The organism is Streptomyces sp. NBC_00193 (genome assembly GCF_026342735.1).
Lineage (GTDB): Bacteria > Actinomycetota > Actinomycetes > Streptomycetales > Streptomycetaceae > Streptomyces > Streptomyces stoeckheimensis.
Map to the genome: position 1 here is coordinate 4,483,398 of NZ_JAPEMM010000001.1, position 24,842 is coordinate 4,508,239.

Annotated in this window: 20 protein-coding genes and 1 pseudogene; 8 read left to right on the plus strand and 13 right to left on the minus strand. The window is 72.7% G+C overall.

All coding sequences use genetic code 11. From position 1 onward, the window contains the following. The 6 genes from efeU to OG898_RS19960 form a co-directional block, all read right to left on the minus strand. Nucleotides 1-855, minus strand: coding sequence for an iron uptake transporter permease EfeU (efeU, locus tag OG898_RS19935; protein ID WP_250743685.1), 855 nt, complete (start codon nucleotides 853-855; stop codon nucleotides 1-3). An 18-nt stretch (nucleotides 856-873) separates the two neighbouring features. Then, nucleotides 874-2,178, minus strand: coding sequence for an iron uptake transporter deferrochelatase/peroxidase subunit (gene efeB / locus OG898_RS19940; protein ID WP_266958406.1), 1,305 nt, complete (start codon nucleotides 2,176-2,178; stop codon nucleotides 874-876). Between the two features lie 34 nt (nucleotides 2,179-2,212). Further along, entirely contained in the window at nucleotides 2,213-3,364 is a 1,152-nt protein-coding gene (gene efeO, locus OG898_RS19945; protein WP_266958408.1) for an iron uptake system protein EfeO, read from the minus strand. Between the two features lie 188 nt (nucleotides 3,365-3,552). Continuing rightward, nucleotides 3,553-4,482, minus strand: a complete 930-nt coding sequence (locus tag OG898_RS19950) for a heme ABC transporter ATP-binding protein (RefSeq protein ID WP_266958410.1) — start codon at nucleotides 4,480-4,482, stop codon at nucleotides 3,553-3,555. Then, nucleotides 4,479-5,618, minus strand: coding sequence for an iron ABC transporter permease (locus OG898_RS19955; RefSeq protein WP_266958412.1), 1,140 nt, complete (start codon nucleotides 5,616-5,618; stop codon nucleotides 4,479-4,481). Before OG898_RS19955 ends, OG898_RS19950 begins: the two co-directional genes overlap by 4 nt. Before the next feature lies 1 nt (nucleotide 5,619). Beyond that, nucleotides 5,620-6,612: a hemin ABC transporter substrate-binding protein gene (locus OG898_RS19960; RefSeq protein ID WP_250743709.1), complete on the minus strand. Its 993-nt coding sequence runs from the start codon at nucleotides 6,610-6,612 to the stop codon at nucleotides 5,620-5,622. A gap of 183 nt (nucleotides 6,613-6,795) precedes the next feature. On the opposite strand from OG898_RS19960, the gene OG898_RS19965 reads away from it, so the two are divergent. The 3 genes from OG898_RS19965 (at nucleotide 6,796) to OG898_RS19975 (ending at nucleotide 10,858) form a co-directional block, all read left to right on the plus strand. After that, nucleotides 6,796-8,445, plus strand: coding sequence for an HtaA domain-containing protein (locus tag OG898_RS19965; protein ID WP_266958414.1), 1,650 nt, complete (start codon nucleotides 6,796-6,798; stop codon nucleotides 8,443-8,445). A 252-nt stretch (nucleotides 8,446-8,697) separates the two neighbouring features. Beyond that, the gene (locus OG898_RS19970) at nucleotides 8,698-10,170 is read left to right on the plus strand and encodes an HtaA domain-containing protein (RefSeq protein ID WP_250743677.1); all 1,473 of its coding nucleotides are present in this window, start codon (nucleotides 8,698-8,700) and stop codon (nucleotides 10,168-10,170) included. A 19-nt stretch (nucleotides 10,171-10,189) separates the two neighbouring features. Further along, nucleotides 10,190-10,858 carry a PhzF family phenazine biosynthesis protein gene (locus OG898_RS19975; RefSeq protein ID WP_250743675.1) on the plus strand — a complete coding sequence of 223 codons (669 nt, stop codon included), beginning with the start codon at nucleotides 10,190-10,192 and terminating at the stop codon, nucleotides 10,856-10,858. An 84-nt stretch (nucleotides 10,859-10,942) separates the two neighbouring features. Here OG898_RS19975 and OG898_RS19980 read toward each other — a convergent pair whose 3' ends face one another. Both OG898_RS19980 and map read right to left on the minus strand, forming a co-directional pair. Further along, on the minus strand, nucleotides 10,943-11,590 hold the full coding sequence (locus OG898_RS19980; protein WP_266958418.1) for a heme oxygenase (biliverdin-producing): 648 nt from the start codon (nucleotides 11,588-11,590) through the stop codon (nucleotides 10,943-10,945). Nucleotides 11,591-11,746: 156 nt separating this feature from the next. Continuing rightward, nucleotides 11,747-12,604 carry a type I methionyl aminopeptidase gene (gene map / locus OG898_RS19985; RefSeq protein ID WP_250743671.1) on the minus strand — a complete coding sequence of 286 codons (858 nt, stop codon included), beginning with the start codon at nucleotides 12,602-12,604 and terminating at the stop codon, nucleotides 11,747-11,749. 59 nt (nucleotides 12,605-12,663) lie between these two features. Between map and OG898_RS19990 the strand changes: the two genes are divergently transcribed. Next, nucleotides 12,664-12,903 carry a hypothetical protein gene (locus OG898_RS19990; protein ID WP_243329646.1) on the plus strand — a complete coding sequence of 80 codons (240 nt, stop codon included), beginning with the start codon at nucleotides 12,664-12,666 and terminating at the stop codon, nucleotides 12,901-12,903. Here the strand turns inward: OG898_RS19990 and OG898_RS19995 are convergent, their stop codons facing one another. Next, nucleotides 12,904-13,509: a hypothetical protein gene (locus OG898_RS19995; protein ID WP_266958421.1), complete on the minus strand. Its 606-nt coding sequence runs from the start codon at nucleotides 13,507-13,509 to the stop codon at nucleotides 12,904-12,906. It lies immediately after the preceding gene. A 132-nt stretch (nucleotides 13,510-13,641) separates the two neighbouring features. Between OG898_RS19995 and OG898_RS20000 the strand changes: the two are divergent. Both OG898_RS20000 and npdG read left to right on the plus strand, forming a co-directional pair. Then, nucleotides 13,642-14,749 (plus strand): annotated as a pseudogene (locus tag OG898_RS20000) (RNA-guided endonuclease InsQ/TnpB family protein). 139 nt (nucleotides 14,750-14,888) lie between these two features. After that, nucleotides 14,889-15,593 carry an NADPH-dependent F420 reductase gene (gene npdG / locus OG898_RS20005; RefSeq protein ID WP_250743667.1) on the plus strand — a complete coding sequence of 235 codons (705 nt, stop codon included), beginning with the start codon at nucleotides 14,889-14,891 and terminating at the stop codon, nucleotides 15,591-15,593. An 85-nt stretch (nucleotides 15,594-15,678) separates the two neighbouring features. Here the strand turns inward: npdG and OG898_RS20010 are convergent, their stop codons facing one another. Next, the gene (locus OG898_RS20010; RefSeq protein ID WP_266958423.1) at nucleotides 15,679-17,802 is read right to left on the minus strand and encodes a TerD family protein; all 2,124 of its coding nucleotides are present in this window, start codon (nucleotides 17,800-17,802) and stop codon (nucleotides 15,679-15,681) included. Between the two features lie 174 nt (nucleotides 17,803-17,976). Here OG898_RS20010 and OG898_RS20015 point away from each other — a divergent pair, with 174 nt between their 5' ends. Further along, complete coding sequence (locus OG898_RS20015) at nucleotides 17,977-18,171, plus strand: hypothetical protein (RefSeq protein ID WP_266958425.1); 195 nt, start codon at nucleotides 17,977-17,979, stop codon at nucleotides 18,169-18,171. A gap of 12 nt (nucleotides 18,172-18,183) precedes the next feature. Here the strand turns inward: OG898_RS20015 and OG898_RS20020 are convergent, their stop codons facing one another. Further along, complete coding sequence (locus OG898_RS20020) at nucleotides 18,184-19,008, minus strand: site-2 protease family protein (protein WP_250743663.1); 825 nt, start codon at nucleotides 19,006-19,008, stop codon at nucleotides 18,184-18,186. A gap of 30 nt (nucleotides 19,009-19,038) precedes the next feature. On the opposite strand from OG898_RS20020, the gene OG898_RS20025 reads away from it, so the two are divergent. Next, nucleotides 19,039-22,821, plus strand: coding sequence for a BTAD domain-containing putative transcriptional regulator (locus OG898_RS20025; protein ID WP_266958428.1), 3,783 nt, complete (start codon nucleotides 19,039-19,041; stop codon nucleotides 22,819-22,821). A 51-nt stretch (nucleotides 22,822-22,872) separates the two neighbouring features. On the opposite strand, the gene OG898_RS20030 is transcribed toward OG898_RS20025, so the two are convergent. Continuing rightward, nucleotides 22,873-23,724 carry an ABC transporter permease gene (locus OG898_RS20030; RefSeq protein WP_250743659.1) on the minus strand — a complete coding sequence of 284 codons (852 nt, stop codon included), beginning with the start codon at nucleotides 23,722-23,724 and terminating at the stop codon, nucleotides 22,873-22,875. After that, nucleotides 23,721-24,752 (minus strand): ATP-binding cassette domain-containing protein, encoded by a 1,032-nt coding sequence (locus tag OG898_RS20035; RefSeq protein ID WP_250743707.1) that lies wholly within the window; start codon nucleotides 24,750-24,752, stop codon nucleotides 23,721-23,723. Before OG898_RS20035 ends, OG898_RS20030 begins: the two co-directional genes overlap by 4 nt. Nucleotides 24,753-24,842: the final 90 nt, after the last annotated feature.

The window sequence follows — 24,842 nt, forward strand, 5'->3', positions numbered from 1 at the left end:
TCAGGAGCTCCGCGGCTCCGACGGCGCGGACTCCGCCGCCTCCGGCTTGCTCCGCTTGACCAGCGACGGCGCCAGGAACAGGGCGAGCACCGGGACCAGGTACAGGGCCCACACGATGACCTGGAGCACGGTCGGGTCCGGCTGGAAGTTGAGGGTGCCCTTGAGCAGGGTCCCGTACCAGCTGTCCGGCGGGATCGCCGAGCTGACGTCGAAGGCCTTGTCGGTCAGCCCCGGCAGGAAGTCGGCCTCCTGGAGGTCGTGGACGCCGTACGCGAGCACGCCCGCGGCGACCACGACCAGCATGGCGCCGGTCCACGTGAAGAACTTCGACAGGTTGATCTTCAGCGCGCCCCGGTAGAACAGCCAGCCCAGCAGGATCGACGACCCGATGCCGAGCAGCACGCCGATCAGCGGGCCCGCGCCGTCACCGGCCGCGTGCACCGAGCGCCACACGAACAGCGAGGTCTCCAGGCCCTCCCGGCCGACGGCCAGGAACGCCGTCGCCACCAGGGCGCCGGTGCCCATCGCGAGCGCCGCGTCGAGCTTGCCGTGGAGCTCGGCCTTCAGGTGCCGCGCGGTGCGCTTCATCCAGAAGACCATCCAGGTGACCAGGCCGACCGCGACGATCGACAGGGTGCCGCCGATCGCCTCCTGCGCCTTGAAGGTCAGTTCCTGCGTGCCGAATTCCAGGCCCGCGCCGAAGGCCAGGGACAGGGCGGCGGCCAGGCCGACGCCCAGCCACAGCGGCGCCAGCTTGTCCTTGTTCCCGGTCTTGACCAGGTAGGCGATGAGGATGCAGACGACGAGGCTGGCTTCCAGCCCCTCGCGCAGCCCGATCAGATAGTTGCTGAACACTTCGGTTCTCCCGGTCCCTTACGCGAACAGCGTCCGGCCCCACCAGTCGTCCTTGTCACGGACGCCCGGCGGGACGGCGAAGACGGCCGAACCCACGTGCTGGATGTATTCGTTGAGGACGTCGGACTTCGCCAGGTTGCGCTGGATCGGTACGAAGCCCGTGCGCACGTCGCGCTGGTAGGCGAGGAAGAACAGGCCCGCGTCGAGGCGGCCCAGTCCGTCCGTGCCGTCGGTGAAGGAGTAGCCGCGGCGCAGGATCGTCGCACCGTTGTTGGTGTCCGGGTGCGCGAGGCGGACGTGCGCCTCCGGCTTCATCGCCTTCAGGAACGGCTCGTCGCGCTCCTTGGACTTGCCCACGGGGGCACCCTCGCCCTTGTCGCGGCCGAAGATGTCCTCCTGCTCGCCCAGGGGGGTGCGGTCCCACGTCTCGATGTTCATCCGGATCCGGCGCGCCACGAGGTACGAGCCACCGGTCAGCCAGTCGCTGCCGTCGCCGGCGCCGACCCACACGTGCTTCTCCAGGGCGGCCTTGTCGGTGCCCGAGATGTTCCGGGTGCCGTCCTTGAAGCCCATCATGTTGCGCGGGGTCTGCTCGTCGGGCGTGGTCGACGAGGTCTTGCCGAAGCCCAGCTGCGACCAGCGCACCGCCGTCTTGCCGAAGCCGATGCGGGCGAGCTGGCGGATGGCGTGCACCGCGACCTGAGGGTCGTCGGCGCAGGCCTGCACGCACAGGTCGCCGCCGGAGCGGGCCGGGTCGAGGTTGTCGCCGGGGAAGAGCTCCAGGTCGATCAGGGCGCCGGGGCGCTTGCCCTCCAGGCCGAAGCGGCCCTTGGCGAACAGGCCCGGACCGAAACCGATGGTCAGGGTGAGGCGGGAGGCCTTCAGGCCCAGCGCCTCGCCCGTGTCGTCCGGCGGGGCCTCCGGGAGGCCGCCGTAGCCGCCCTCGCCGACCGGCTGGCCGGCCGTCATCAGCCGGGCCGCCGCGGTCCAGTCCTTCAGGAGCTGGATCAGCTCGCCGCGGTCCTTCGTCTTCATGTCGAAGGCCGCGAAGTGCAGGCGGTCCTGGACGGCACTGGCGATACCGGCCTGGTGCTCACCGTGGAACGGCACGGCCGCGCCGGCCGAGGCCGCCGAGACCATGTCGGGGCCCGAGTTCAGGACGGCGGCCGTACCGCCGGCCGCCGCCGCGCCGAGCGCGAGGCCCGCGCCGCCCCAGCCGAGGACGGCCCGGCGCGAGGGCGCACCCGCGCCCGTGCCCGTCTGCTCCGGCGCGCCCTGCGCCTCGTCCTGTGCGGGCTCCTGCCCGGACACCGACTCGCTCATGTGAGGATCTCCCGCCTGCTCTGCTGTTCCGGAGTTACTTCGCGACCGCGGCGGCGAGCTTCGAGAGCGGCTCGGCCAGCGCGTTGACGCCGTCGGAGAGCTCCTTGCGCTCGGCCTCGCCGACCTTGTCGTACGAGACGAACTCGTACGCGGCCTTGTTCGGGCGGTACTTCTCCAGCAGGTTGTTCAGCGCGGCGAACTGCTTGTCCAGCTCGGCGGTGAGCGCCGGGTCCGTCTTCGAGGTGACCGGCTTGAGCAGCTCGTACGCCTTCTCCGCGCCCTCGACGTTGGCCTTGAAGTCGACCAGGTCGGTGTGGCTGTAGCGCTCTTCCTCGCCCGTCACCTTGCCGGTGGCGACCTCGTCGAGGAGCTCCTTGGCGCCGTTCGCCATCGAGGTGGGGGTGATCTCCGCCTCGCCGACCTTCTTCTGCCACACGGCCAGGTCGGCCATCAGGGTCTCGGCGAGCTTCTTGTCGTTGTCGTCGATCTTGTTGCCCTCGAAGAGGGACTTCTCCAGCTTGTGCCAGCCGGTCCAGTCCTTCTCCGGGTCCTGGCCCGCCTCCAGGCCGTCCTCGCGGACGTCGACCTTCGGGTCGATGTCACCGAAGGACTCGGCGACCGGCTCGGTGCGCTCCCAGCCGATGCGCGAGGGGGCGTACGCCTTCTTCGCGGCCTCGACGTCGCCGGCCTTGACCGCGTCCGCGAAGGCCTGCGCCTTGGGGATGGTCTCGTCGGCCTGCTCCTGCACGTACTTGCGGTACGCGGCGACCGCGGCGTCGGCCTCGGGGCTGCGCTTCACGGGGGTGCCCGAGCCGGTGGCCTTGACGCTCTGCCGGATGCCGTCGCCCTTCATGCCGGGCTTGCAGGCGATCTCGTAGTCGCCGGCCTTGAGCTCGGCGGTGATGGTGGCCTTGGTGCCGGGGCCGATGTTCTCGCGCTCGGCGACGATGCGGTCGTCGGGGAAGAGGATGTAGAGCTCGGTGACCTTGGAGCCCTTGTTCTCGACCTCGAAGGCGACCTTGCCCGCGGGGAACTCCTTGGTGGAGACCTCGCAGGAGGAGTCGGAGGCCGCCACCTTGATGGTGCCGTCGCCGGACGCGTCGCTCTTCTCGGAGCAGCCGGTGACCGCGGTGAGGGCGGCCACGACGGCGGCCGCGGTGACGACGGTGAGGCGGACGGGGCGCATAAGGGGGCTCCTGGCAGTCTGGCGTTCGGCAGACGGCCGCCCCGATCGGGTGGGGGCAGCCGGTGAGGCGGACCTAACTTAACCGAGGCTTACCTGACCCATACCCGCGCGTCCAGTGATTCAGCCCACACCTTCGGTCACCGGACACGGGGCCGTCACGGGTGCCCCACGCCGTCCCCATGGCCGGGTCAAGCGGAGGTCAAACCCGGCTGGCCGTTCCGTACTGCGGAACGTTCCCCTCCGGGCTGCTCCGGCCCGCCGTCCCGTACGGGGACCACCAGCGGCGCCCCGGTGCGCGGGTGCGGGAGCACCTCCACCGGCTGGCGGTAGACCCGGCTCAGCAGCCCGTCCTCGAACACCTCCGCAGGCGGGCCGTCCACCGCGATCCGGCCGTCGTGCAGGACGGCGACCCGGTCCGCGTACGCCGCCGCCAGGCCCAGGTCGTGCAGGACCACCACGACCCCGTCCCCGGCCGCCGCCCGTTCCCGGCAGATCCGCAGCACCAGCTCCTGGTGGCGCAGGTCCAGGGCCGCCGTCGGCTCGTCGAGCAGCAGCAGCGGGGCCCCCTGGGCCAGTACGCGGGCCAGCGCGACCCGGGCCCGCTCGCCGCCGGAGAGCCCCGAGAACGGGCGGGCCGCGAAGCCCGTCACCTCGGTGGCGGCCATGGCGGCGGCCACCGCCTCCTCGTCGCCGTCGGCCGTCCCGGTGCCCGCCCAGGGGGCACGGCCCATCCGTACGACGTCCGCCACGGGAAATGGGAAGGCCAGTTCGGCCGATTGGGGGAGCACCGCCCGGCGCAGGGCCAGCTCGGGAGCCGGCCAGCCGCCCACCGGACGCCCGTCGATCCGCACCTCCCCGGAGCCGGCCGGCAGGTCCCCGGCCAGGGCCGCCAGCAGGGTGGACTTGCCCGCGCCGTTCGGCCCGACCAGGGCCAGCACTTCCCCGGCCCGCACGGTCAGCCCGATCCCGGCGAGCACCTCGCGCCCACCGAGCCGTACGCGCAGGTCCGTGACCTCGGCGAGCGGAGCGCCGGGAGCCGGCCGGGCGGGAACGGTCTGCTCGCCGCCGCGGAGGCGGGGGAGCAGCGCGGCGAGGCCGGAACGCAGCCGGACGCTCATGCCCAGCCTCCTTGCTTGCGGCGGGTGCGGCGCAGCAGCCAGAAGAAGAACGGGCTGCCGAGCAGGGCGGTCAGGACTCCGAGCGGCAGCTCGGCGGGCTGGGCGAGGGTCCGGGCGGCCAGGTCCCCGGCGACCAGCACCACGGCTCCGGCGAGCGCGCTGCCGGGCACCAGGAAGCGGTGGCCCGGACCGTTGGCCATGCGCAGCAGGTGCGGCACGAGCAGCCCGACGAAGGTGATGATCCCGGCCACGGCGACGGCCGCCGCGGTGAGCAGCGCGACGACCAGGATCAGCGCGAGGCGCAACCGCTCCACGTCGACGCCGAGATGGCGGGCGGGACGCTCGCCGAGGGACAGCAGGTCCAGCTTGCCCGCGTAGAAGGGGGCGACCAGCAGACCGGCCAGCGCGCAGGGGAGTACGGCCAGCACCTTGGGCCAGGTGGCCTGGGCGAGGGAGCCGAGCTGCCAGAAGGTGATCTGGTTGACCTGGCCGCTGTCCGCGAAGAAGACGAACAGGCCGATCAGTGCGCCCGCGAAGGCGTTGACGGCGATGCCGGTCAGGATGAGGGTGACGACCTCCGTCTTCCCGCCGTTGCGGGACAGCAGGTAGACGGCGCCGACGGTGACCAGCCCCGCGACGAACGCGCAGGCGGTGATGGTCCAGTTGCCGAAGAAGGTCAGGCCCAGCCCGATCGCGGCGACCGCGCCGACGGCTGCGCCCGCCGAGATCCCGATGACCCCGGGCTCGGCCAGGGGATTGCCGAACACCCCCTGCATCAGCGCCCCGGCGCAGCCGAGACTGGCCCCGACGAGCAGCGCGAGCACCACGCGCGGCAGCCGTACGTTCCACAGCACGCTCTCCCCGACCCGGTCGAGGGCGGCGCCCCCGAGGCCGAGGCGGTGCTGCACCGACCCGATCACCTCCCCGAGCGGGATCTCGTAGGCGCCCACTCCGGCGGAGACCAGCGCGAGCAGCACGAGTACGGCGACCAGTCCGCCGGTGAGCCAGGCGGAACCCCACCGCCGCCGGGGCGGTGCGCCGGCGGCGGTGGGGACGGCCCGGGGCGCCGCCCGCTCGGGAGCGGGAAGGGGGTCCGCTCGGGGCGGCGTCCCGGGGGCTTCGTAGGAGAGGGGCACGTCAGGAGGCCTTGCCGTAGAGCTGGGTGATGAGGGAGGCCAGGACCTGGTCGGTGCGCGGGCCGTAGTTGAGCAGGACCCCGTCGTCGACGGTGACCACCCGGCGGTCCATTCCCGCCGGGGTCTGGGCCACGCCCGGGATCTTGACCAGCCCGTCCACGCCGCCGACGGACTCCAGGCCCTTGGACATGACGAGGATGGCGTCGGGCGCGGCGGCCGCCAGGGCCTCGCTGGTGATCGGGGTGAAGTCCTTGCCGAGCCCGGACTCCGGACCCGTGTCCAGCGCGCCGGCCGCCTCCAGCAGGGAACCGGCGCCGGAGTCGGAGCCGCCCATCAGGTACACGGAGGCGGTGCCGCGCAGGTAGAGGAAGGCCACGCGCGGCTTCTTGCCCGAGGCGGGCAGGGTCTTGCGGGCGGCGGCGATGCGGTCGGCGGTGCGCTGGTTGAGCTGCGCACCGGCCTCCTTGACGCCGAGCGCGGCGGCGACGGCGTCGGTCCGCTTCGCCACGTCGTCCAGGGACTTGGCCGGGGCCACCACCAGCAGCGGGATGCCCGCGTCGCGGATCTGGGCGATCGCCTCGGCGGGGCCGGAGGTGGTCTCGGCCAGCACCAGGGTCGGACGCAGCGACAGCACGCTCTCGGCGGAGACCTCGTGGCCCCGCGTCACCACCGGGAGCTCCGCCGCCTGTTCGAAGGTGGCGGTGATGTCCTTGGCGACGACCTTGGGGCCCAGCCCGAGGGTGTACACGATCTCGCTGAGGCCGCCCGTCAGCGGGATCACGCGGTCCGCCGAGGTGACGGTCACCTGGACGCCGTCCGCGGAGGCCACGGTCGCCGGAAGCGCGGGTACGGGCGCCTGGGCGAGGGGTTCCACCCGGTCGGGGAGGGCCGGGGCTCCGGCTCCGGTGGCGGGGGAGGGGGCGGCCGTACCTCCGCAGGCGCTCACGCCGAGTGCCAGGACCACGGAGGTCAGGGCGACGGCGAAGCGGGACATGCGGGTTGACGCGGCGGGCGTAGGCACGAAGGCACCGTCCTGATCGTCCGACTGGGGTGGTGGACCCGGTTCGCTGGTGGTGGAGACCCGGTTCGAGGTTCCGGGTGCCAGGGGGTTTCACACCCGGCCGAACGTAGCTTAGGTTAGCCTAACCTCGCTCGCTAGACCCTGGAGGGGACATTCATGTCCGCTAGACCCGTCCGTGCGTCCGCCGTCGCCCTGCTGGCGACCCTGGCGGCCCTGGGAGCCGCCCTGCTCCCGGCGCCCGCCGCCCAGGCCGCGGGCCGGACGGTGGAGGGCGGGCGACTCGACTGGGGCATCAAATCCTCCTTCCAGAGTTACGTCACCGGGCCGGTCGCAAAAGGCGGGTTCAAGCTGAAGAACGGAGCCGCCACGGCCGGCGGCAGCCTGTTCCGCTTCCACTCCGCCAACGGCTCCTACGACCCGGACAACGGCTCCCTGGAGGCCTCCTTCAGCGGCGGCGTCACCTTCCAGGGCCACCAGAAGCCGGACGGCACGTACGAGCTGGACATGAGCGTCAGCCGCCCCACCGTCAAGATCGACGGCGGCAGCGGAACCCTCTACGTGGACGTCTCCAGCAAGGCCAAGGAGGGCGGAGCGGTCACCACCGCCTCCCAAGTGCCCTTCGCCAAGCTGAACCTGAGCGGGGTGAACATGAAGGGCGGCACCAGCCCCGTCGCCCTCGCCAACGTCCCGGCCACCCTCACCGACCAGGGCGCCAAGGCCTTCGCCGGCTACTACGCGGCCGGCGCGCAGCTCGACCCGGTCTCGCTCTCCGTGGACGTCAAGGCGGCGGCGGCCGAGCAGCCCGCCCCGCCCACCCCGAGCACCCCGGCCGCGGAGACCCCGCAGGCCTCCCAGGCCGCCGGGGCGTTCACCGACGCCGCCGTGGACTGGGGGGTGCGGCGCACCTTCCGCGAGTACGTCTCCGGCTCCATCGGCCAGGGCGGATGGAAGCTCGCCGACGGAGCCCAGGACGGCGGAGCGCTGTTCCGCTTCCCGCAGGGCAAGGGCGCCTACGACGGCGCGAAGGGCGCCCTCGACGCCGCCTTCGCCGGCTCCGTGCACTTCACCGGGGCCCACCTCGACCTGAAGCTCGCGAAGATCACGGCCAAGGTGGAGAACGGCAGGGGAGTCCTCTCCGCCGACGTCACCACGGGCACGGACACCAAACCCGCCGTCCCGCTCGTCGAGTTCGACGCCAAGGGCCTCACGGCCGCAGGCGGCCTCGCCACCCTCACCGAAGCCCCGGCCGCCCTGACCGAGGGCGGAGCCCAGGCCTTCAACTCCATGTACAAGGCCGGCACCGAGATGGACCCCGTCTCCCTCGCGGTCGCCCTCGACGGAACCGCGAAGCTCCCGGCCCTCCCGAACCTCGGCTCCACGGCCACCCCGCCGGCCCCGGCACCCCCCGCGGCCGCGCAGCCGGCCGCGTCCTCCTCCTCGAACACCGGCCTGTACGCCGCCCTGGCGACAGCCGTCCTCGTCCTCGCAGGCGGAGCAACCTTCCTGACCCTCCGCAACCGCAGGAACCAAGGCCCGCACACGGAGCCCACGCCGACTCCGGGCCCGAACCCGGGCACCGAGACTCCGGCCCAGGCCCAGGCCCCCGCCCAGGCCCCGGCCTCGGCTACGGGCACCGGTACTCCGACCCCGGCTCCGGCCCCGGCTCCGGCCTCGGCTCTGGGCACTCCGGCCCCGGCTACGGCACCGGCCCCAGCTCCGGGTGCTGAAGCCCCGGCCTCCGACCCCTCCGACCCCTCCGACTCCCCGGGTTCCTCCGGCGGCGACGGGGCCGCCCCGCGCGGCTGATCCGCGCCCCGAACCACTACCGCCCGCCCGGCCCTGGCGCAGGGCCCCGTACGGCCCGCATCCGCCGGGCCCCCGCGCCACCCCCGCCGTGCGGGCCCGGGCTCGCCCGAACCGCCCGGCCCGCACGCCCCGTACACCCGTACAAGCCCCGCAGGGCCCCGCAGCGCCGGGGCCCGGCTTCGCCCTGCCCCCCGCAGGTCCCGCAGGCCCCGCAGGGCTCCGCCTCCTCCACCCCCGTTCAGGAGACCCGCCATGTCATCGACCCGCCGTCCCCTCGCCCTCGCGGCCGCCGTGGCCACCGCCGTGGCGATCGGCGCCACCGCGCTGGTCCTGCCCGCCACCGCGGCGGGCAGCGCACCGGCCGCCCCCGCGGCCCCCGCGGCGCAGGGCGTCCCCGCGACGATCCCGGTCCTCGGCGGCACCCTCGACTGGGGCGTCCTGGAGAGCTACCGCACCTACGTCACGACCATCGCCCAGGGCCAGATCACCGTCGCGGACGGCGCGAAGAAGACGGCCAAGGGCTTCACCTTCGTCTCGGCCACCGGCCAGTACGACCCGGCCACCCACCTCGTGACCGCCGCCTTCAAGGGCAGCGTCACCTTCACGTCGGCCGCGCACCACTTCGAGGTGAAGCTCGCCAACCTCCGCATCGACACCGGCAAGAAGCTGCTGATCGTCGACGTCACCCGGGACGGCGCGCTCACGAAGGACGTCGGCTTCGCGAAGGTCGCCTTCACCGGGCCGTCGATGTCCGGCCTGGCCACCACCCTGACCGCCGATGCCGCCAAGCTCCTCGGTTCCGACGGCTACAAGGACAAGCCGGGCGACCCGCTGACGGCCGTACTGGAGTTCCCGCCGCCGCCCTCGCACAGCCCCTCCCCGTCCGCCTCGGCCTCCACCTCCCCGTCCCCCTCCCACAGCCCGTCCCCGTCGGCATCCGCGTCCTCCTCCCCGTCGAAGCCGCCCACCCCCACCCCCTCCGCCTCCACCAGCTCCCCGGCGGCCGGCGGCCCGCAGCAGATCCTCGACGGCAAGCTGGCCTGGGGCGTCAAGGAGTCCTTCCGCCAGTACGTGCAGCGCGCGGGCGGCACCGTCACCCCCGCCGACGGCGCGGTCGCGAACGGCGACAGCTTCGCCTTCGCCGGAGGCAAGGGCACCCTCGACACCAAGGCGCGGAAGCTGAACGCCACCTTCGCCGGCAACCTCCGCTTCCAGTACGCGGCCCACGGCATCGACATGACCTTCGGCAACATCCGCATCAACGCGGAGGGCGCCAAGGGCACGCTCGTCCTGGACGTGAAGACGGCCGCCGGGGTCAAGGCGAACATCCCCTTCGCCACGCTCGACCTCTCGAAGGCCGAGTACAAGACCAGGAACGGCGTCCTCACCCTGAACGCCGTGCGCACCGCGCTCACCGCGGAGGGGGCCGCGGCCTTCGCCAACGACACCACCGGCTCCATGTACCCGCCGGGCACCCGCGCGGACGACGTCAACCTGACCGTCTCGGTGACCAAGGGCGCCGCCCTGCCCACGAGCCCGGCCGGCACGGGCGGAAGCACCGGCGGCACCGGAACCACCGGAGGCGGCGGCACCGTCGGAGGCGGCCTCGCCGCCACCGGCGCCGAGATCCCGGCCGGCACGCTGCTCGGCTCCTCCGCGCTCATCGTCGCCGCGGGCGCGGGTGCGGTCCACGTCGCACGCAGGCGCCGTACGGCCCAGAACTGACCCGTGCTTCAATGCCCGCGTGAACGATCTCGACGTCCTGAGGGTCTTCTGCGCGGGTGACGGCAGCCACGGCAACACGCTCGGCGTCGTGCGCGACGGCCGGTCCTGCCCCGACGACGCCTCCCGGCAGGCGCTGGCCGCCGAACTGGGCTACAGCGAGACGGTGTTCGTCGACGATCCCGAGCGCGGGATCGTCGACATCCGCACCCCCGGCACCCGGATGTCCTTCGCCGGGCACCCGCTGGTCGGAGTCGCGTGGCTGCTCGACATCGAGGAGCTCCAGCCCCCGGCGGGCGCCGTATGGGCGCGCGACGACGGGGAGTTCACCTGGATCACCGCCCGTCCCGAATGGGTCGAGGGCAAGCGCACCGAGCAGTACGCCGACGCCGCCGCGGTCGATGCCCTGCCCGGCCCGCCCCCGGGCGAGGGCTGGCTGTACGCCTGGGCGTGGGAGGACGAGGCCGCGGGCCGGATCCGGGCCCGCGGTTTCCCGCGCCGCCCCGACGGGGCGATCGTCGAGGACGAGGCCACCGGCTCGGCGGCGATCCTGCTGACGGCAGAGCTGAACCGCGCCCTGAACATCACCCAGGGCGCTGGCTCCCAGATCCTCACCGCCCCCGGCCCGGACGGCACGGTCGAAATCGGCGGCCGAGTCCGCTTCGCCAATTCCAGCCTCGCCGGCGTTTGAGGCGCGGGGTCGGGGCTGAACGGGGAAGGGGCGGGCCCGATGGGCCCGCCCCTTCCCCGTTCAGCCCGCCGCAGGCGGTACGCGCTACGCGCTCAGCGGGAACTGCTCGCCCAGCTCGCGGAAGACCGCACCGTTGTAGTCGAAGGCGCGCTTGCACTCGTCGATGATGCGCTGCTTCTCCAGATCGTCCGCGGCGATCGTGTCCAGCAGCTCGCGGTAGGTCCGCTTGAAGGCGGCCGGGTTGGAGATGTCCGCGAAGACGTAGAAGCGCACGCCGTCGCCCTTGCGCTCGAAGCCCCAGGTCCGCTCCGCCTTGTCGCGGATGATCTGGCCGCCGGAGAGGTCGCCCAGGTAGCGGGTGTAGTGGTGGGCCACGTACCCGCCCGGCCAGGAGGCGGCGCACTCGGTCACGCGGGCCGCGTAGGCCTCGGTGGCGGGCAGCGCGACCAGGGTCTCGCGCCATGCGGGACCCCGCAGATGGGCCAGGTCCCGCTCGATCTCGGCGAGGCGCATCAGCTCGGGCTGTATGAACGGCCCGGCCACGGCGTCGTCCTTGAGGGCCTCCGCGGCGTCCTCCAAGGCCTTGTACACGAACCACAGCTGCTCGGTGTAACGCGTGTACGCGTCCACCCCGAGCCGGCCGCCGAGCAGGTCGCTCATGAACGTCGAGGTCTCTGCCTCGGTGTGCTGCTCGTGCGAGGCGACACGGATGACGGTGGAGAAGGAGTCCAAGGCGGACCTCCGAGAAATCGGAAGAAAAGGGGAGCCGGGCGTGGCGGCCGCGCCGCCACACCCGATCCTCCTACTTAGGCTTACCTAAGTCAATGTGTTCCCGACGCCTTGTCGGTAAAAACCTCCGCGAGCCGATTTCCTCGGACCGGTGCCGGGTCAGGGGAGCGTCAGGATCTCCGCCCCGGTGTCCGTGACCACCAGTGTGTGCTCGAACTGCGCGGTCCGCTTCCGGTCCTTCGTGACCACCGTCCAGCCGTCCTCCCACATGTCGTACTCGTGGGTGCCCAGGGTCAGCATCGGCTCGATGGTGAAGGTCATCCCGGGCTCGATGACGGTGGTGGCGTGCGGGCTGTCGTAGTGCGGGACGATCAGGCCGGAGTGGAAGGACGAGTTGATCCCGTGACCGGTGAAGTCCCGGACGACGCCGTAGCCGAAGCGCTTCGCGTACGACTCGATGACCCGGCCGATGATGTTGATCTGCCGGCCCGGCCTGACGGCCTTGATGGCCCGGTTCAGGGCCTCGCGGGTGCGCTCCACGAGCAGCCGCGACTCCTCGTCCACGTCCCCGCACAGGTACGTGGCGTTGTTGTCGCCGTGCACCCCGCCGATGTACGCGGTCACGTCGAGGTTGACGATGTCGCCGTCCCGCAGGACGGTCGAGTCGGGGATCCCGTGGCAGATGACCTCGTTGAGCGAGGAGCACAGGGACTTGGGGAAACCGCGGTAGCCCAGCGTCGAGGGGTAGGCGCCGTGATCGCACATGAACTCGTGGGCGACCCGGTCCAGCTCGTCGGTGGTCACCCCCGGCGCGATCAGCTTGGCGGCCTCTTCCATCGCCTGGGCGGCGATCCGGCCGGCGATGCGCATGGCCTCGATGGTCTCGGGCGTCTGCACCTCCGGTCCGGTGTACGGAGTGGGCGCGGGCTTGCCCACGTACTCGGGCCGGCGGATGTTTCCGGGAACGGAACGGACGGGAGTGAGCTCGCCTGGTACGAGCAGCGACTGGCCAGACATACGAGCGAGTGTATCGAGCGGGTATGGGGCAGCATGGCGACAGAGAGAGGAGCCTGACGATGGCCCTGTTCAAGAAGCGCCAGGTGGGCAAACCGGGCGAGTGGTACTACTGCCTGGTCCACAAGAAGGTCGAGGAAGGCCCCGAGTGCCCGGCGAAGGACCGTTTCGGCCCCTACGCGACACCCGAAGAGGCGAACCACGCCATGGAGACGGCGCAGGAGCGCAATCTCGAATGGCAGAACGACCCCAAATGGAACGACAAGACGCGCGAAACCGAAGAGGGGACCGGCACCCCCTAGCTACCAGCGGCTGGGCGGCGGCGCGGCCAGCTGGTCGGCCAGCCGCGCCAGCCGGTCCCGGAACCGCTTCGGCCCGCGCTGCACCGGCAGGCTGTTCTCCCCGGCCGCCGCGCTGACCAGGTGCTGCACGGTGTCCAGGTCCAGCTCGGCGGCCCCGTCCGGCACGGACAGCACCTCGTGCGCGAGCGTCCCGAGATCCGGGTCCCCGCCGTCCAGGGACAGTACGGTCGCCCCTGCGCGCCGGGCGTCGTGCACCCGCTCCAGCAGCCCGTCCCCGGGCTGCTCCGGAGCCACCACCAGCAGGGTGTGACCACGCCGGGCCGCCTCCAGCCGGCTCAGGCCGACCGACAGGTGCGGGGCGTCACCGGGCAGCACGTGGTGGCGTACGAGCGTGGGCGCCAGCTCCGGCAGCCCCGACCAGGCGGCCTCGTCGACCAGGTGCGCCGCCAGGTGCCAGGGCTCGTACTGCTCGGTCCCGACCAGCAACAGGTTCCCGCCGGCCGGTACGACCGACCGCCGCAGCGTCCCGGCGAACCGGCGCGCGGCACCGGGCCACTCCGTACCGGCGAGCACCTCGCGCAGCAGCGCGACTCTCACGGCGTCCATATCGGCATCTTCGCAGGAATCCAGACGAAGGGGTGCGGAACGACGGAGTTCGCCGGATTGGCCATAGCGGTCGGTAGTCTCTTGGTGACGGTCGGTGGGCCGGCTCGCGGAGTCGAGGGGGGTGGACCGGGAATGATTCGTGCGTACAAGTTTCTGATGCGGCCCACCGCACGGCAGGGCCAGGCGCTGACGCAGATGCTGGCTGATCACTGCTCGCTCTACAACGGGGCGTTGCAGGAACGGCGTGACGCCTATCGCCACGCTTCGAAGGTGAGCGTCAAGTACGGGATGCAGTCCGCTCAGCTCAGGGAGATCCGGGCGTTCGACCCGGAACGCCAAGGGCATTGGTCGTTCTCGTCGCAGCAGGCCACTTTGCGCCGCCTGGACAAGGCGTTCGCTGGAACGCTGTCCCACACGATCCCGCTACCCGGGTGCGCTTCCAGGGAGTCGGGCACGTCAAGGTCAACCAGCACCGCGCCGTGGTCGGCAAGGTCAAGACCGTCTCGGTGAAGCGCGAGGGACGGAAGTGGTTCGTCATACTCACCGCCGAACAGGGAAAGCCGGAACCGCTGCCGGAGACCGGCTCCGTGGTCGGCATCGACCTGGGCGCATCCAACTTCCTCGCCGACTCGGGCGGCGAGTTCGTGCCCAATCCCCGCCACGGACGCCGCGCTGCCGCGAACGTCAAAGCCGCGCAGCAGGCCCTGTCCGGATTCCCCCGGTGCAAGGGCAGCGAGCGCACCGCCAACCATCAGAGAGCCGTGGACAAAGTCGCGGGACTCCACGGCAAAGTGCGCCGCCAGCGGCTCGACCACGCGCACAAGACCGCGCTCGGTCTGCTCCGCGCGCATGACTTCGTCGCTCACGAAAACCTCAAGATCCGCAACATGCGCAAGGCCCCCGCACCGAAGCCCGACCCCGGCCGGCTGGGCACCTTCTTGCCCAATGGGGCCACCGCCAAGACTGCACTGAACCGTTCGATCAGCGATGCCGGTTGGGGGTGTTCCTGACGATCCTGCACGCCAAGGCTGAGAGCGCCGGACGGGAAGTGATCGCCGTGGACCCCCGCGATACCTCGCGTGCCTGCCCCGAATGCGGGCACACCGCGAAGGAGAACCGGCCCACACAGGAGAAATTCCACTGCCAGGCATGCGGCCTCACGGCGCACGCCGACACGGTGGGGGCGCTGAACGTTCTACGGGCCGGGCTGGTCCGTCGCAACGCCAACTCGGCTGAGTGAGAAGCCCCGCCCTGGAGGGCGGGGAGGAGTCACATCGGCATCCTGCTGCAGGGATGGGGCGGAAGCAGCCGCCTCCTACCCCCTTCCCAGCGGTTCCCGCCCCTTCGACTGTTGTCTACCCGGCAGTACCCTCGCCCCCATGACTTCCTCAGACAACACGCAGAAGGCCCCCGCCAAGGACCCGTGGGACCTTCCCGACGTCTCCGGCCTCGTCGTCGGCGTCCTCGGCGGCACCGGCGACCAGGGCCGGGGCCTGGCCTACCGGCTCGCCCGCGCCGGCCAGAAGGTGATCATCGGATCCCGTGCCGCCGACCGCGCGCGGACCGCCGCCGACGAGCTCGGCCTCGGGGTGGAGGGCGCGGACAACGCCGAGTGCGCGCGCCGCAGCGACATCGTGATCATCGCGGTGCCGTGGGAGGGCCACGCCAAGACCCTGGAATCGCTGCGCGAGGACCTCGCCGGCAAGCTCGTGGTCGACTGCGTCAACCCGCTCGGCTTCGACAAGCAGGGCGCGTACGCCCTCCAGGTCGAAGAGGGCAGCGCGGCCCAGCAGGCCGCCGCCCTCCTGCCGGACTCCCGCGTCACGGCGGCCTTCCACCACCTCTCGGCGGTGCTCCTCCAGGACGAGTCGATCGACGAGATCGACACCGACGTGATGGTCCTCGGCGAGGTCCGCGCCGACACCGACATCGTGCAGGCCCTCGCCGGCCGGATCCCGGGCATGCGCGGCGTCTTCGCGGGCCGCCTGCGCAACGCCCACCAGGTCGAATCCCTGGTGGCCAACCTCATCTCCACCAACCGCCGCTACAAGGCCCACGCGGGCCTGCGCATCACGGACGTCTGACCGGCCGGGCACGCCAAGGCCACCAAGGCCACCAGCCCCACCCGTCCGCCCGGCCCACTCGGGACCGGGCGGACCGGCCGGTTCCTCAGCCGCGCCGCCCGCCGCGCCCCTCGACGGGGCCCAGCTGCGCCACCACGCCCTGGTAGAAGCGCTCCACGGCATCGTCCACGCTGCGGATGAACCCGGACTCGGTGTTCCCCCGCGTGCTCCCCATCCCCTTGAGCAGCGACAGCCGGAACCCGACGACGGCCGAGCCGTCCGCGGGCAGCAGATCGCCCGGCTCGGGCCGCAGCCGCTCCAGCGTCCCGCGCGGCCCGCTCCCCGGCCCGGCGCCCGGCCCCGTGCCCGGTGCTGCTGCCAAGAGGCTCTCCACGTGCAGGTCCGCCGGAGCCCCGTCGAGCAGCTTCAGCAGCCGCTTCACCATCACCAGCGGGTACGCGCCCTCAGGGGTCGGCACGTCCACGGACGTCCGCACCTTGGAGGTCCTGAGGTCGGCGCTCACCGCGATGACACTGCTGGTCCCGTCGACGCGAAGCTCCGCGGAGAGCTTCCCGTCCGCGCACAGCCGGTCCGCCGCCGTGACCCTCCGGGCCTGCGGATCACTGCCCCGCCGGGCCCGCTGCACCGGCAGCGCCTTCTGCCCGAGCTCCCCGCCCAGCCGCAGGCAGACCTGCCGGATCAGCCGCTCCCAGCTCTCGACCACCTCCACGGTCCGCGCGTCCCCGAGGCCGAGGGTCTCGTCCTCGATGCCCTTGCGCACGGGCACCCAGGCGGCGCCCATGTTCTGGAAACCGTGGCAGCCGGACTGCTCGTGCCGCAGGTACTCCAGCAGTTCCTGGAGGAGCCAGGCGTGCGCGGCGTTGCCCACGCCCTCGTGGCGGATCAGCATCTGCGCCTGGTGGGCGACCTCGGCCCAGGACAGGTGCCAGAGGCTGACCTTGTGCTTGCGCCGGCCGTCGACCTTCACCTCCACCATGGGGCGGCCCTCCAGGGCCACGTCGTTGGAGAGGGTGATCACGGCCTCGTAGCCGCGGCGCGCGGCGATGTCCATGTACGCCTGGACCTGCTCCGCCTTGAGCGGGTTGCCGTTCGTCTTCGTCTCCACGAGCGCCGTCCACAGCTTGCCCGCGCGCTCCACCCGGATCACCCCGTCCGGGCGCCGCGGAGTGTCCCCGTGGGGGAGGGAGACCTCCGTGAAGGTCTGCATCCGGCCGGCGGGCGCGCCGAACCCGGCGGTGAGGCGGCGGCCGAACTCCGGCACCTGCGCCATGACCGACAGCAGGACCGAGGTGGCGCGCACCTCCCGTTCCCGGTCGCTCTTGAGGGAGGGGACGGGGAACAGGCGGGCCGGGCTCCAGGACTCGTTCTCGGCGAGGGACTTCTTGGCCACCTTGGGCAGGGTGACCTTCTTCCTGGTCGTACGGGGACTGCGGCCGCGGGTCTGCGCCGGTACGGCGCCGGGGGCGGCGGCCTCGGCGTGCGCGGCCTCGGCGGCGGGCCCGGCGAGAGGCGCGGCGGCGGGCACGGCGCCCGGGGCCTCCGCCGCGGCGACGGCCGCTGCGGGGTCCTGCGCGGGTTCCGCCGGGGCGGTGGCCTCCGCCGGCCGCCCCTCACCGGCGAGCTCCGCCTCCTCGGCCGCCTCCGCTTCCTCGGGGCCCTCGGAGTCCTCCAGCACCGGGATGCCGAAGTCCGTGGCCAGCCCCGCGAGGCCGGTCTCGTACCCCTGGCCGACCGCGCGGAACTTCCACTCCTCGCCCCGCCGGTACAGCTCGCCGAAGATGAAGGCGGTCTCCACGCCCGCATCGTCGATGGAGTAGCCGACCAGCGGTTCCCCGGAGCGGTCCGCGACCGTCATCCGCAGGTCGTCGAGGTCTCCGAAGCGGGCGCCGGCGTACCGGCTGGCCGCCACGACGATCCGCGCGACCCCCTCCGGGACCGCCGTCAGGTCCACGCTGATGCGGTCCTCGTCGCCGTTGTCGGTCGGCACCTTGCCCAGCAGCTGCACGCTTCCGTCCGCGGCCGCCGGGTTGTTGTAGAAGTAGAAGTCGTTCTCGTCGCGGACCTTGCCGTTCTCGTCCAGCAGCAGCACCGAGACGTCGGCGTCGCCGGCCCCCGAAGCGCTGCTCCAGCCCAGGCTCACGACGACCGCCCCGGCGTCCTCGCTGAGGGCGGTCAGGCTGACGTTCGCGCCCTTCGGGATCTCCTGCATGTCTTCCCCCCGGTCCTTCCGCACCCCCGTGCGCGGTGCGTCTCGGGCGAACCGTAGCGGCGGGAGGAGGAAAAGATCACGGGATGGCGGAAATCAGTCGGACGGGAGCACGCCGGGGCATGGGGGACACTGGAGGGGCTTGAACCGCTTCAGTGTCTTCGAGGAGCCCCCACCATGCCCCGCCTTGCCGTGTTCGCCGTCGTTCTCTGCGCCCTCGCCGTGGCCGCCGCCGTGGTCTCCTTCGTCGAGGGCAGCCTGCTCGGGATCGTGTGGGTGCTGATGGCCGGCATCACCTCGAACATGGCGTGGTTCTACGTGCGCAAGGCGAAGATCGAGAAGGCCGCGGCAGCGGCCCGCACCGCGGGCTGACCGCGGGTCGGCTCAGACCGCCTGGCAGAAGCCGTTGGTGTCCTGCCAGAACTGGTAGAGGTCCCGGCCGCAGTACGCCTCCAGCTCGCTCACGCCCAGGGCGGAGAGCACGCTGTACACCGCGTCGAAGAAGTACGCGTTGATCTCCGGGATCCACAGCAGCGCGAACACGGCCAGCAGGCCGAACGGCGCCAGCGGGGCCACCTCGCGGCGGATCCGGTGGGAGAGCCAGGGCTCGATGATGCCGTAGCCGTCCAGGCCCGGGACCGGCAGGAAGTTCAGGATCGCCGCCGACACCTGGAGCAGCGCCAGGAAGCCGAGCGCGAAACGGAACGGGATCGGGACCCCGTCCAGGGCGTTCAGCCAGAACGGAGCCGTGCAGACGGCCGCGAACGCGACGTTCGTCAGCGGGCCGGCCGCCGAGATGAGGCTGTGCCGCCACCGGCCCTCGATCCGGTCGCGCTCGATGTACACCGCGCCGCCGGGGAGACCCAGCCCGCCCATGATCACGAAGAGGACGGGCAGGACGATGCTGAGCAGCGCGTGCGTGTACTTGAGGGGATTCAGCGTCAGGTAGCCCTTCGCGCCGACGCTGAGGTCGCCGCTGTGCAGGGCGGTACGGGCGTGCGCGTACTCGTGCAGGCACAGGGAGACGATCCAGGCAGCCGTGACGAAGAGGAAGACGGCCAGCCCGGTGCTGGTCGAGTACCCCGTCCACACCGCCCACCCCGTGACCGCCATGACGGCGAAGATGCCGATGAACACCGGACTGATCCGCCGGTCGCCGCGGTCGTGACTGCGGGGGTGGCTACGGTTCTGACTGCCCTGGAAACCCATGCGGCGAACCTATCCCGGAGGCGGCGCCCGATGGGGCCCCGGGCCGGAGACAATGGGCCGGTGCGTTACGCGATGCTCGGCACCACCCAGGCCATCCGCGACGACGGGAGCACCGTACCCGTCGGCGGTGCGCGGCTGCGCGCGCTCCTGACCGCGCTCGCCCTGCGGCCGGGGCGGGCGGTACCGGCGGCCTCGCTGATCGAGGAGGTCTGGGACGGCGACCCGCCCGCGGACGGCCTCGCGGCGCTCCAGGCACTCGTGGGGCGGCTGCGGAGGGCGCTGGGGCGCGAGGCGGTGGGGTCCGGGGAGGGCGGCTACTGGCTCGTCGCCGACCGGGACGACATCGACCTGTACCGCTTCGAGCGGCTGGCGCGGGCGGCGGCGCAGGCCTCCCCGGCGGAGGCGGCCGCCCTGTACGACGAGGCCCTGGCGCTGTGGCGGGGCGAGCCGCTGAGCTCCCTGCCGGGTTCCGGGCCGGAGGCCGCCCGCTGGGAGGCGCTACGGCTCGACGCGCGCCGGGGCCGCCTGGACGCGGCGCTGGCGCTGGGGGAGGCGGAGCGGGTCCTGCCGGAGCTGACCGCGCTGTGCGCGGGGCTGCCGCTGGACGAACCCCTGCAGGCCCTCCGCATCCGGGCGCTGCGCGACGCGGGCCGCCCGGCGGAGGCGCTGGCCGCTTACGACGAGGTCCGCCGGGACCTGGCCGCCCGCCTGGGCACCACCCCGGGCCCCACCCTCCGCACCCTCCACACGGCCCTGCTGACCCCCACCCCGCGCCCCGCCCCGACGCCAGGCTCCGGTTCGCTTCCCCCGGCACCGGGCGGTCCGGTCCGGCCCGAGCCGACCACCGCGACCGGGCAGCCGCAGCCCCTCCCCGCGACCGACCGGACGGACCGGCAACCCACCCGACCCGGACGGGCCGGACCCGGCCCTGACGGCGGCCCCGGCCACCCGGCCGAGACACCGCCGGGCCGAGCGACCCCGGGCGCACCCGACGAGCCCGCCGGGACCGCACCCGTCCCGGCCGGGACCACGCAAGGTCAGACCGCCACCCCGGCCGGCCCCGGGTCGAGCCTCGGCCCCGACGGCCGGCCCACCGCCCCGGCCGAGCCGCACCCGTACCCCTTGGTGCAGGCCGGCGTCGGTCCCCACCCTGCTGCGCCGCCCGGCGCCGGGCCGTCGGCCGGATCGGGGGCGGTGGCGTCCGGCCCGGGCGCGGGCAACCTGCGGATGCGGCTGACCACCTTCGTCGGGCGGGAGGAGGACATCCGGGTCATCGGCGACGACCTCGCCCGGGCCCGGCTCGTCACGCTGCTCGGACCCGGCGGCGCCGGCAAGACCCGGCTGTCACAGGAGGCCGCCGAGGCCCACGCACGGGCCGGCCGCCCCACGCCGGACGCACACACCGATGCCCCGGGAGGCGGGCCCGGGTTCGCCCCCGCCTGGGCCGACGGGGTGTGGTTCGTGGAGCTGGCTCCCGTGGACGATCCCGAGGACGTCGCCGAGGCCGTGCTCGCCGCCCTCGGGGCGCGGGAGACCAAGCTGCGCGGCGGCTCTGCCGAGGAGATGCGGGCGCTGACCGAGCGCGGCGGGGACCGGCCCCTCGACCGCCTCGCAGAGCACTGTGCCCGGCGCCGGATGCTGCTGATCCTCGACAACTGCGAGCACGTGGTCGACGCCGCCGCCCGCCTCGCGGAGGAAGTGCTGGCGCGCTGCCCCGGCGTACAGATCCTGGCCACCAGCCGCGAACCCCTCGGTGTGCCGGGGGAGACCCTGCGCCCGGTGGAGCCGCTGCCCGACCCCGTAGCGCTGCGGCTGCTCGACGACCGCGGGGCCGCCGCCCGGGCGGGGTTCACCGTGGACGAGGACCCGGCCGCCGCCGTGGAGATCTGCCGCCGGCTCGACGGGATGCCGCTCGCCATCGAGCTGGCCGCCGCCCGGCTGCGCCTGCTCACCCCCCGCCAGATCGCCGACCGGCTGGACGACCGGTTCAGGCTGCTGACCGGCGGCTCGCGCACGCACCTGCCGCGCCAGCAGACCCTGCGCGCGGTGGTCGACTGGTCCTGGGACCTTCTCGACGAGCCCGAACGGGCCGTCCTGCGCCGGCTGTCCGTCTTCGCCGGCGGCTGCGACCTCGACGCCGCCGAGGCGGTCTGCGCGGACGGGGGGTCCCTCGACCGGCTCGACGGCGCGGACGTCGCCGACCTGCTCGGATCGCTCGTGGACAAGTCCCTCGTCGTCGCCGCCCCCGACGGCCCCGCCGGCATGCGCTACCGCCTTCTGGAGACCGTCGGCGAGTATGCGGCCGACCGCCTCGCGGAGGCCGGCGAGGACCGTGCGGAGACCGAGCGGCGCCACCTCACCCACTACCGGGAACTCGCCCGCACCACCGAGCCGCTGCTGCGCGGCCACGGCCAGCGCGCCGCCGCCGACCGCCTCGCCACCGAGTACGAGAACCTGCGCACCGCCCTGCGCCGGGCCGTCGCCGCCAAGGACGTGGGCGAGGTCCTGTGCCTCCTGCACTCCCTCGTCTGGTACTGGCACATGCACGATCTGCGCGCCGAGACCCGCCACTGGGCCGGTGCCGCCGCCGCCCTCGGCCCGGACCCCTTCGCCGCGCCCGTGGTCCCCGCCGCGCCCGTCTACGAGCGGATCGTCGACACGCCCCCGCCGTACGAGGGCGAACAGCTCACCGAGGCCTGGCGCGGCATCCGGATGATGGTGCTGGCCTCCCGGGACCAGACCAGCGACACCTGGTCCAGCCCCGAGGCCCGCGCCCAGATCGACGGCATGATCGCCGCCTACAGTCCGGGGCTGCCGCAGATCTGCCGTGCCCCCTCCGCCCTGTGGATCTACGCCGTCATGATCTGGGGGGACCCCGACCTGCTCCGCCGCGTGGCCGAGGAGACCGTCGAGACGGCCCGCGCCCTCGGGTACCGCTGGGAGCTGGCCTCCGCCCTCCAGCTCCGCGCCAACATCCTGGCCAATCGCGCGGACTGGGCCGGCAACGCCTCCCGGGACGCCGAGGAGAGCCTCGCCCTCTACGCCTCCCTCGGCGACGACTGGGGCTGCGCCGAAGCGCTCTCCGCCCGTGCCGAGACCCATGAGAAACGCGGCGAGTACGCCCTGGCCGCCCAGGACTTCCGCGCCGCGATCGAATACGCCCGGCGGCTCGGGGCCGAGGCCCAGGTCGCGGTGCTGCAGGTGCGGATGGCCGGAACCCTCGCCGAGGACGGCCACCTGGAGGAGGCCGAGGAACTCCTCACCGGCCTGCTCGCCGGCACCATCCGCCAGTTCGGCAACGAGGCCATGCCCGCCGCCCGGATGTTCCTCGCCACCGTCTACGGCCGTACCGGCCGCATCCCCGAGGCCCGCGTCCAGCTCCAGTACCTGCGCGACGAGTTCTCCTTCGGCGCGTTCGCCATCTTCGACGGCTTCCTGCTCGGCACGATGGCCTGGCTGGACAACGAGGAGGGCAAGTACGAGAACTCCCTCACCGTGCTCCGGCAGGCCATGGAGGCCGTACGGGACCCGCTCGCCCTGATGGTCGCCCCGCACCTCCCGGCCGCGTTCCTGGCGACCGGGGCCCGCTCCCTGGCCCGGCTCGGAGGCCCGGAGCGGGAGTACGACGCCGCGCGGCTGCTCGGCGCCTACCGCGCGCTGCTTCCGCCCGAGCACGTCCCGGTCACCATCGAGCGGGCGGACGCCGAGCTGGTCGAGCGCCTGGCCCGGGCCGCGCTCGGCGACGCGGTGTACGAGGCGGCGTACGCCGAAGGCGGCGACCTCACCCTGGAGGAGGCCACCGCCCTCGTCTGACCCGTGCAGAGGTCCGACCGGGACGCGATCCGGGGCGGACCCGTCCGCGGATCAGGTCTTCTGGCGGAACTTCCGCACGGCGAGCGGCATGGTCACCAGCGTGATGCCGACCGACCAGGCCAGCGTGATCCACACGGAGTTGCCGAGCGGGGTCCCGTTGATCAGGGCGCGGGCCGCATCGGCCAGGTTGGACAGCGGGTTGACGTCGGTGAAGCTCTGCAGCCAGCCGGGCATCGTCGTCGGCGGGGCGAAGATCGAGCTGCCGAACTGCAGCGGCATCAGGACCAGCATGGCCATGCCCTGGACCGCCTGGGGGGTCTTCATGGTGAGACCCAGCAGGATGAAGATCCACATCAGCGAGGAACCGAAGACCGCCGACAGCCCGATGGACAGGAACAGGTCCAGTATCGAGCCCTTGATGGACAGGCCGAGCAGGAAGCCCATGCCGAGCAGGATCGCGATGGCGACCATCATCCGGCCGAGCTCGACCACGATCTTGGCGATGAGCACCGAGGAGCGGGCGATGGGCATGGACCGGAAGCGGTCCATCACGCCCTTCTTGAAGTCGTCGTTGACTCCGGTGCCCACACCCATGGCGATGTTCATGCCCATCATCGCCATCAGGCCCGGGACCACGTAGTTGACGTACTCGTCCTGGTTGCCCTTGCCGGAGATCGCGCCGCCGAAGACGAAGACGAACAGCAGCGTGAAGATGATCGGCATGAACAGGACGTCGAACATCGACTCCGGGTCCTGCTTGATCTGCAGGACGTTGCGCCGGGCCAGGGCGCCGATGTGGCGCAGGTTGCCCCGCAGGCCGATCCGGCCCTCGTCCGCGAGGACCGGCCCGGCGGCCGGGGCGGCCGCAGTGGGGCTGGGCTTCGTCGTGGTTACGGTGCTCATGCCGCGACCTCCTCGGTCTGCTGGTTGGGGATGGAGTCCTCGACCGTGGGCTTCTGTCCGGTGATGGACAGGAACACCTCGTCCAGGCTGGGCAGGTAGGTGCTGATGTCGGAGATCCCGTACCCGCGGGCCGCCAGCAGGCCCACCACGGCGGTCAGCTGCTCGTCGGCCAGGATCGGCACCAGCAGGGCGCCCTCGTCCGGGACGGCCTGGGAGCCGGCGACCCCGTCCAGACCGGCCTCGGCCAGGGAGCGGGCCATGCCCGGCAGGTCGGACGGGTCGGTGGGCCGGATCCGCAGGGTCCGGCCGCCGACGCGGGCCTTCAGCTCGTCGACCTTGCCGTTGGCGATGACCTTGCCCTTGTCGATGACCGTCAGCTCGCTGGCGAGCTGCTCGGCCTCCTCCATGTACTGGGTGGTGAGCAGGACGGTGGCCCCCTCGGCGACCATCCGCTGCACCTCGTCCCACACCTCGTTGCGGGTGCGGGGGTCCAGACCGGTGGTCGGCTCGTCCAGGTACAGCACGGCCGGGCTGCCGATCATCGAGGCGGCCAGGTCGAGCCGGCGCCGCATGCCGCCGGAGTAGGTCATCACGGCCTTCTTGGCGGCGTCCGTGAGCGAGAACCGCTCCAGCAGCTCGTCCGCGCGGCTGCGGGAGTCCTTGCGGGACAGGTCCAGCAGCCGGCCGATCATGTAGAGGTTCTCCCAGCCGGAGAGCTTCTCGTCGACCGAGGCGTACTGGCCGGTCAGGCCTATGGTCCGGCGCAGCTGCCGCGGCTGGCGGACCACGTCGAAGCCGGCGACCCGGGCGGTGCCGGCGTCGGGGGTGATCAGGGTGGAGAGGATGCGGACCAGGGTGGTCTTGCCCGCACCGTTGGGGCCGAGCACCCCGAGGACGGTTCCCTCGCGGACGTCGAGGTCCACACCGTCGAGGGCTTTGGTCTCGCCGTAGTGCTTGACCAGCCCCCGGACCTCCACGGCGTTCGAGCCGTTCAGGGGATTCTTGTCGTTTCGCGTCATGTCCACCATGGGACCAGAGGCCACTGACAAAGCACCTACAGGCCACCTACAGGCCCCGGCAGCCCACCTACAGGCCCCTGCAGCCCGCCCACAGAACAC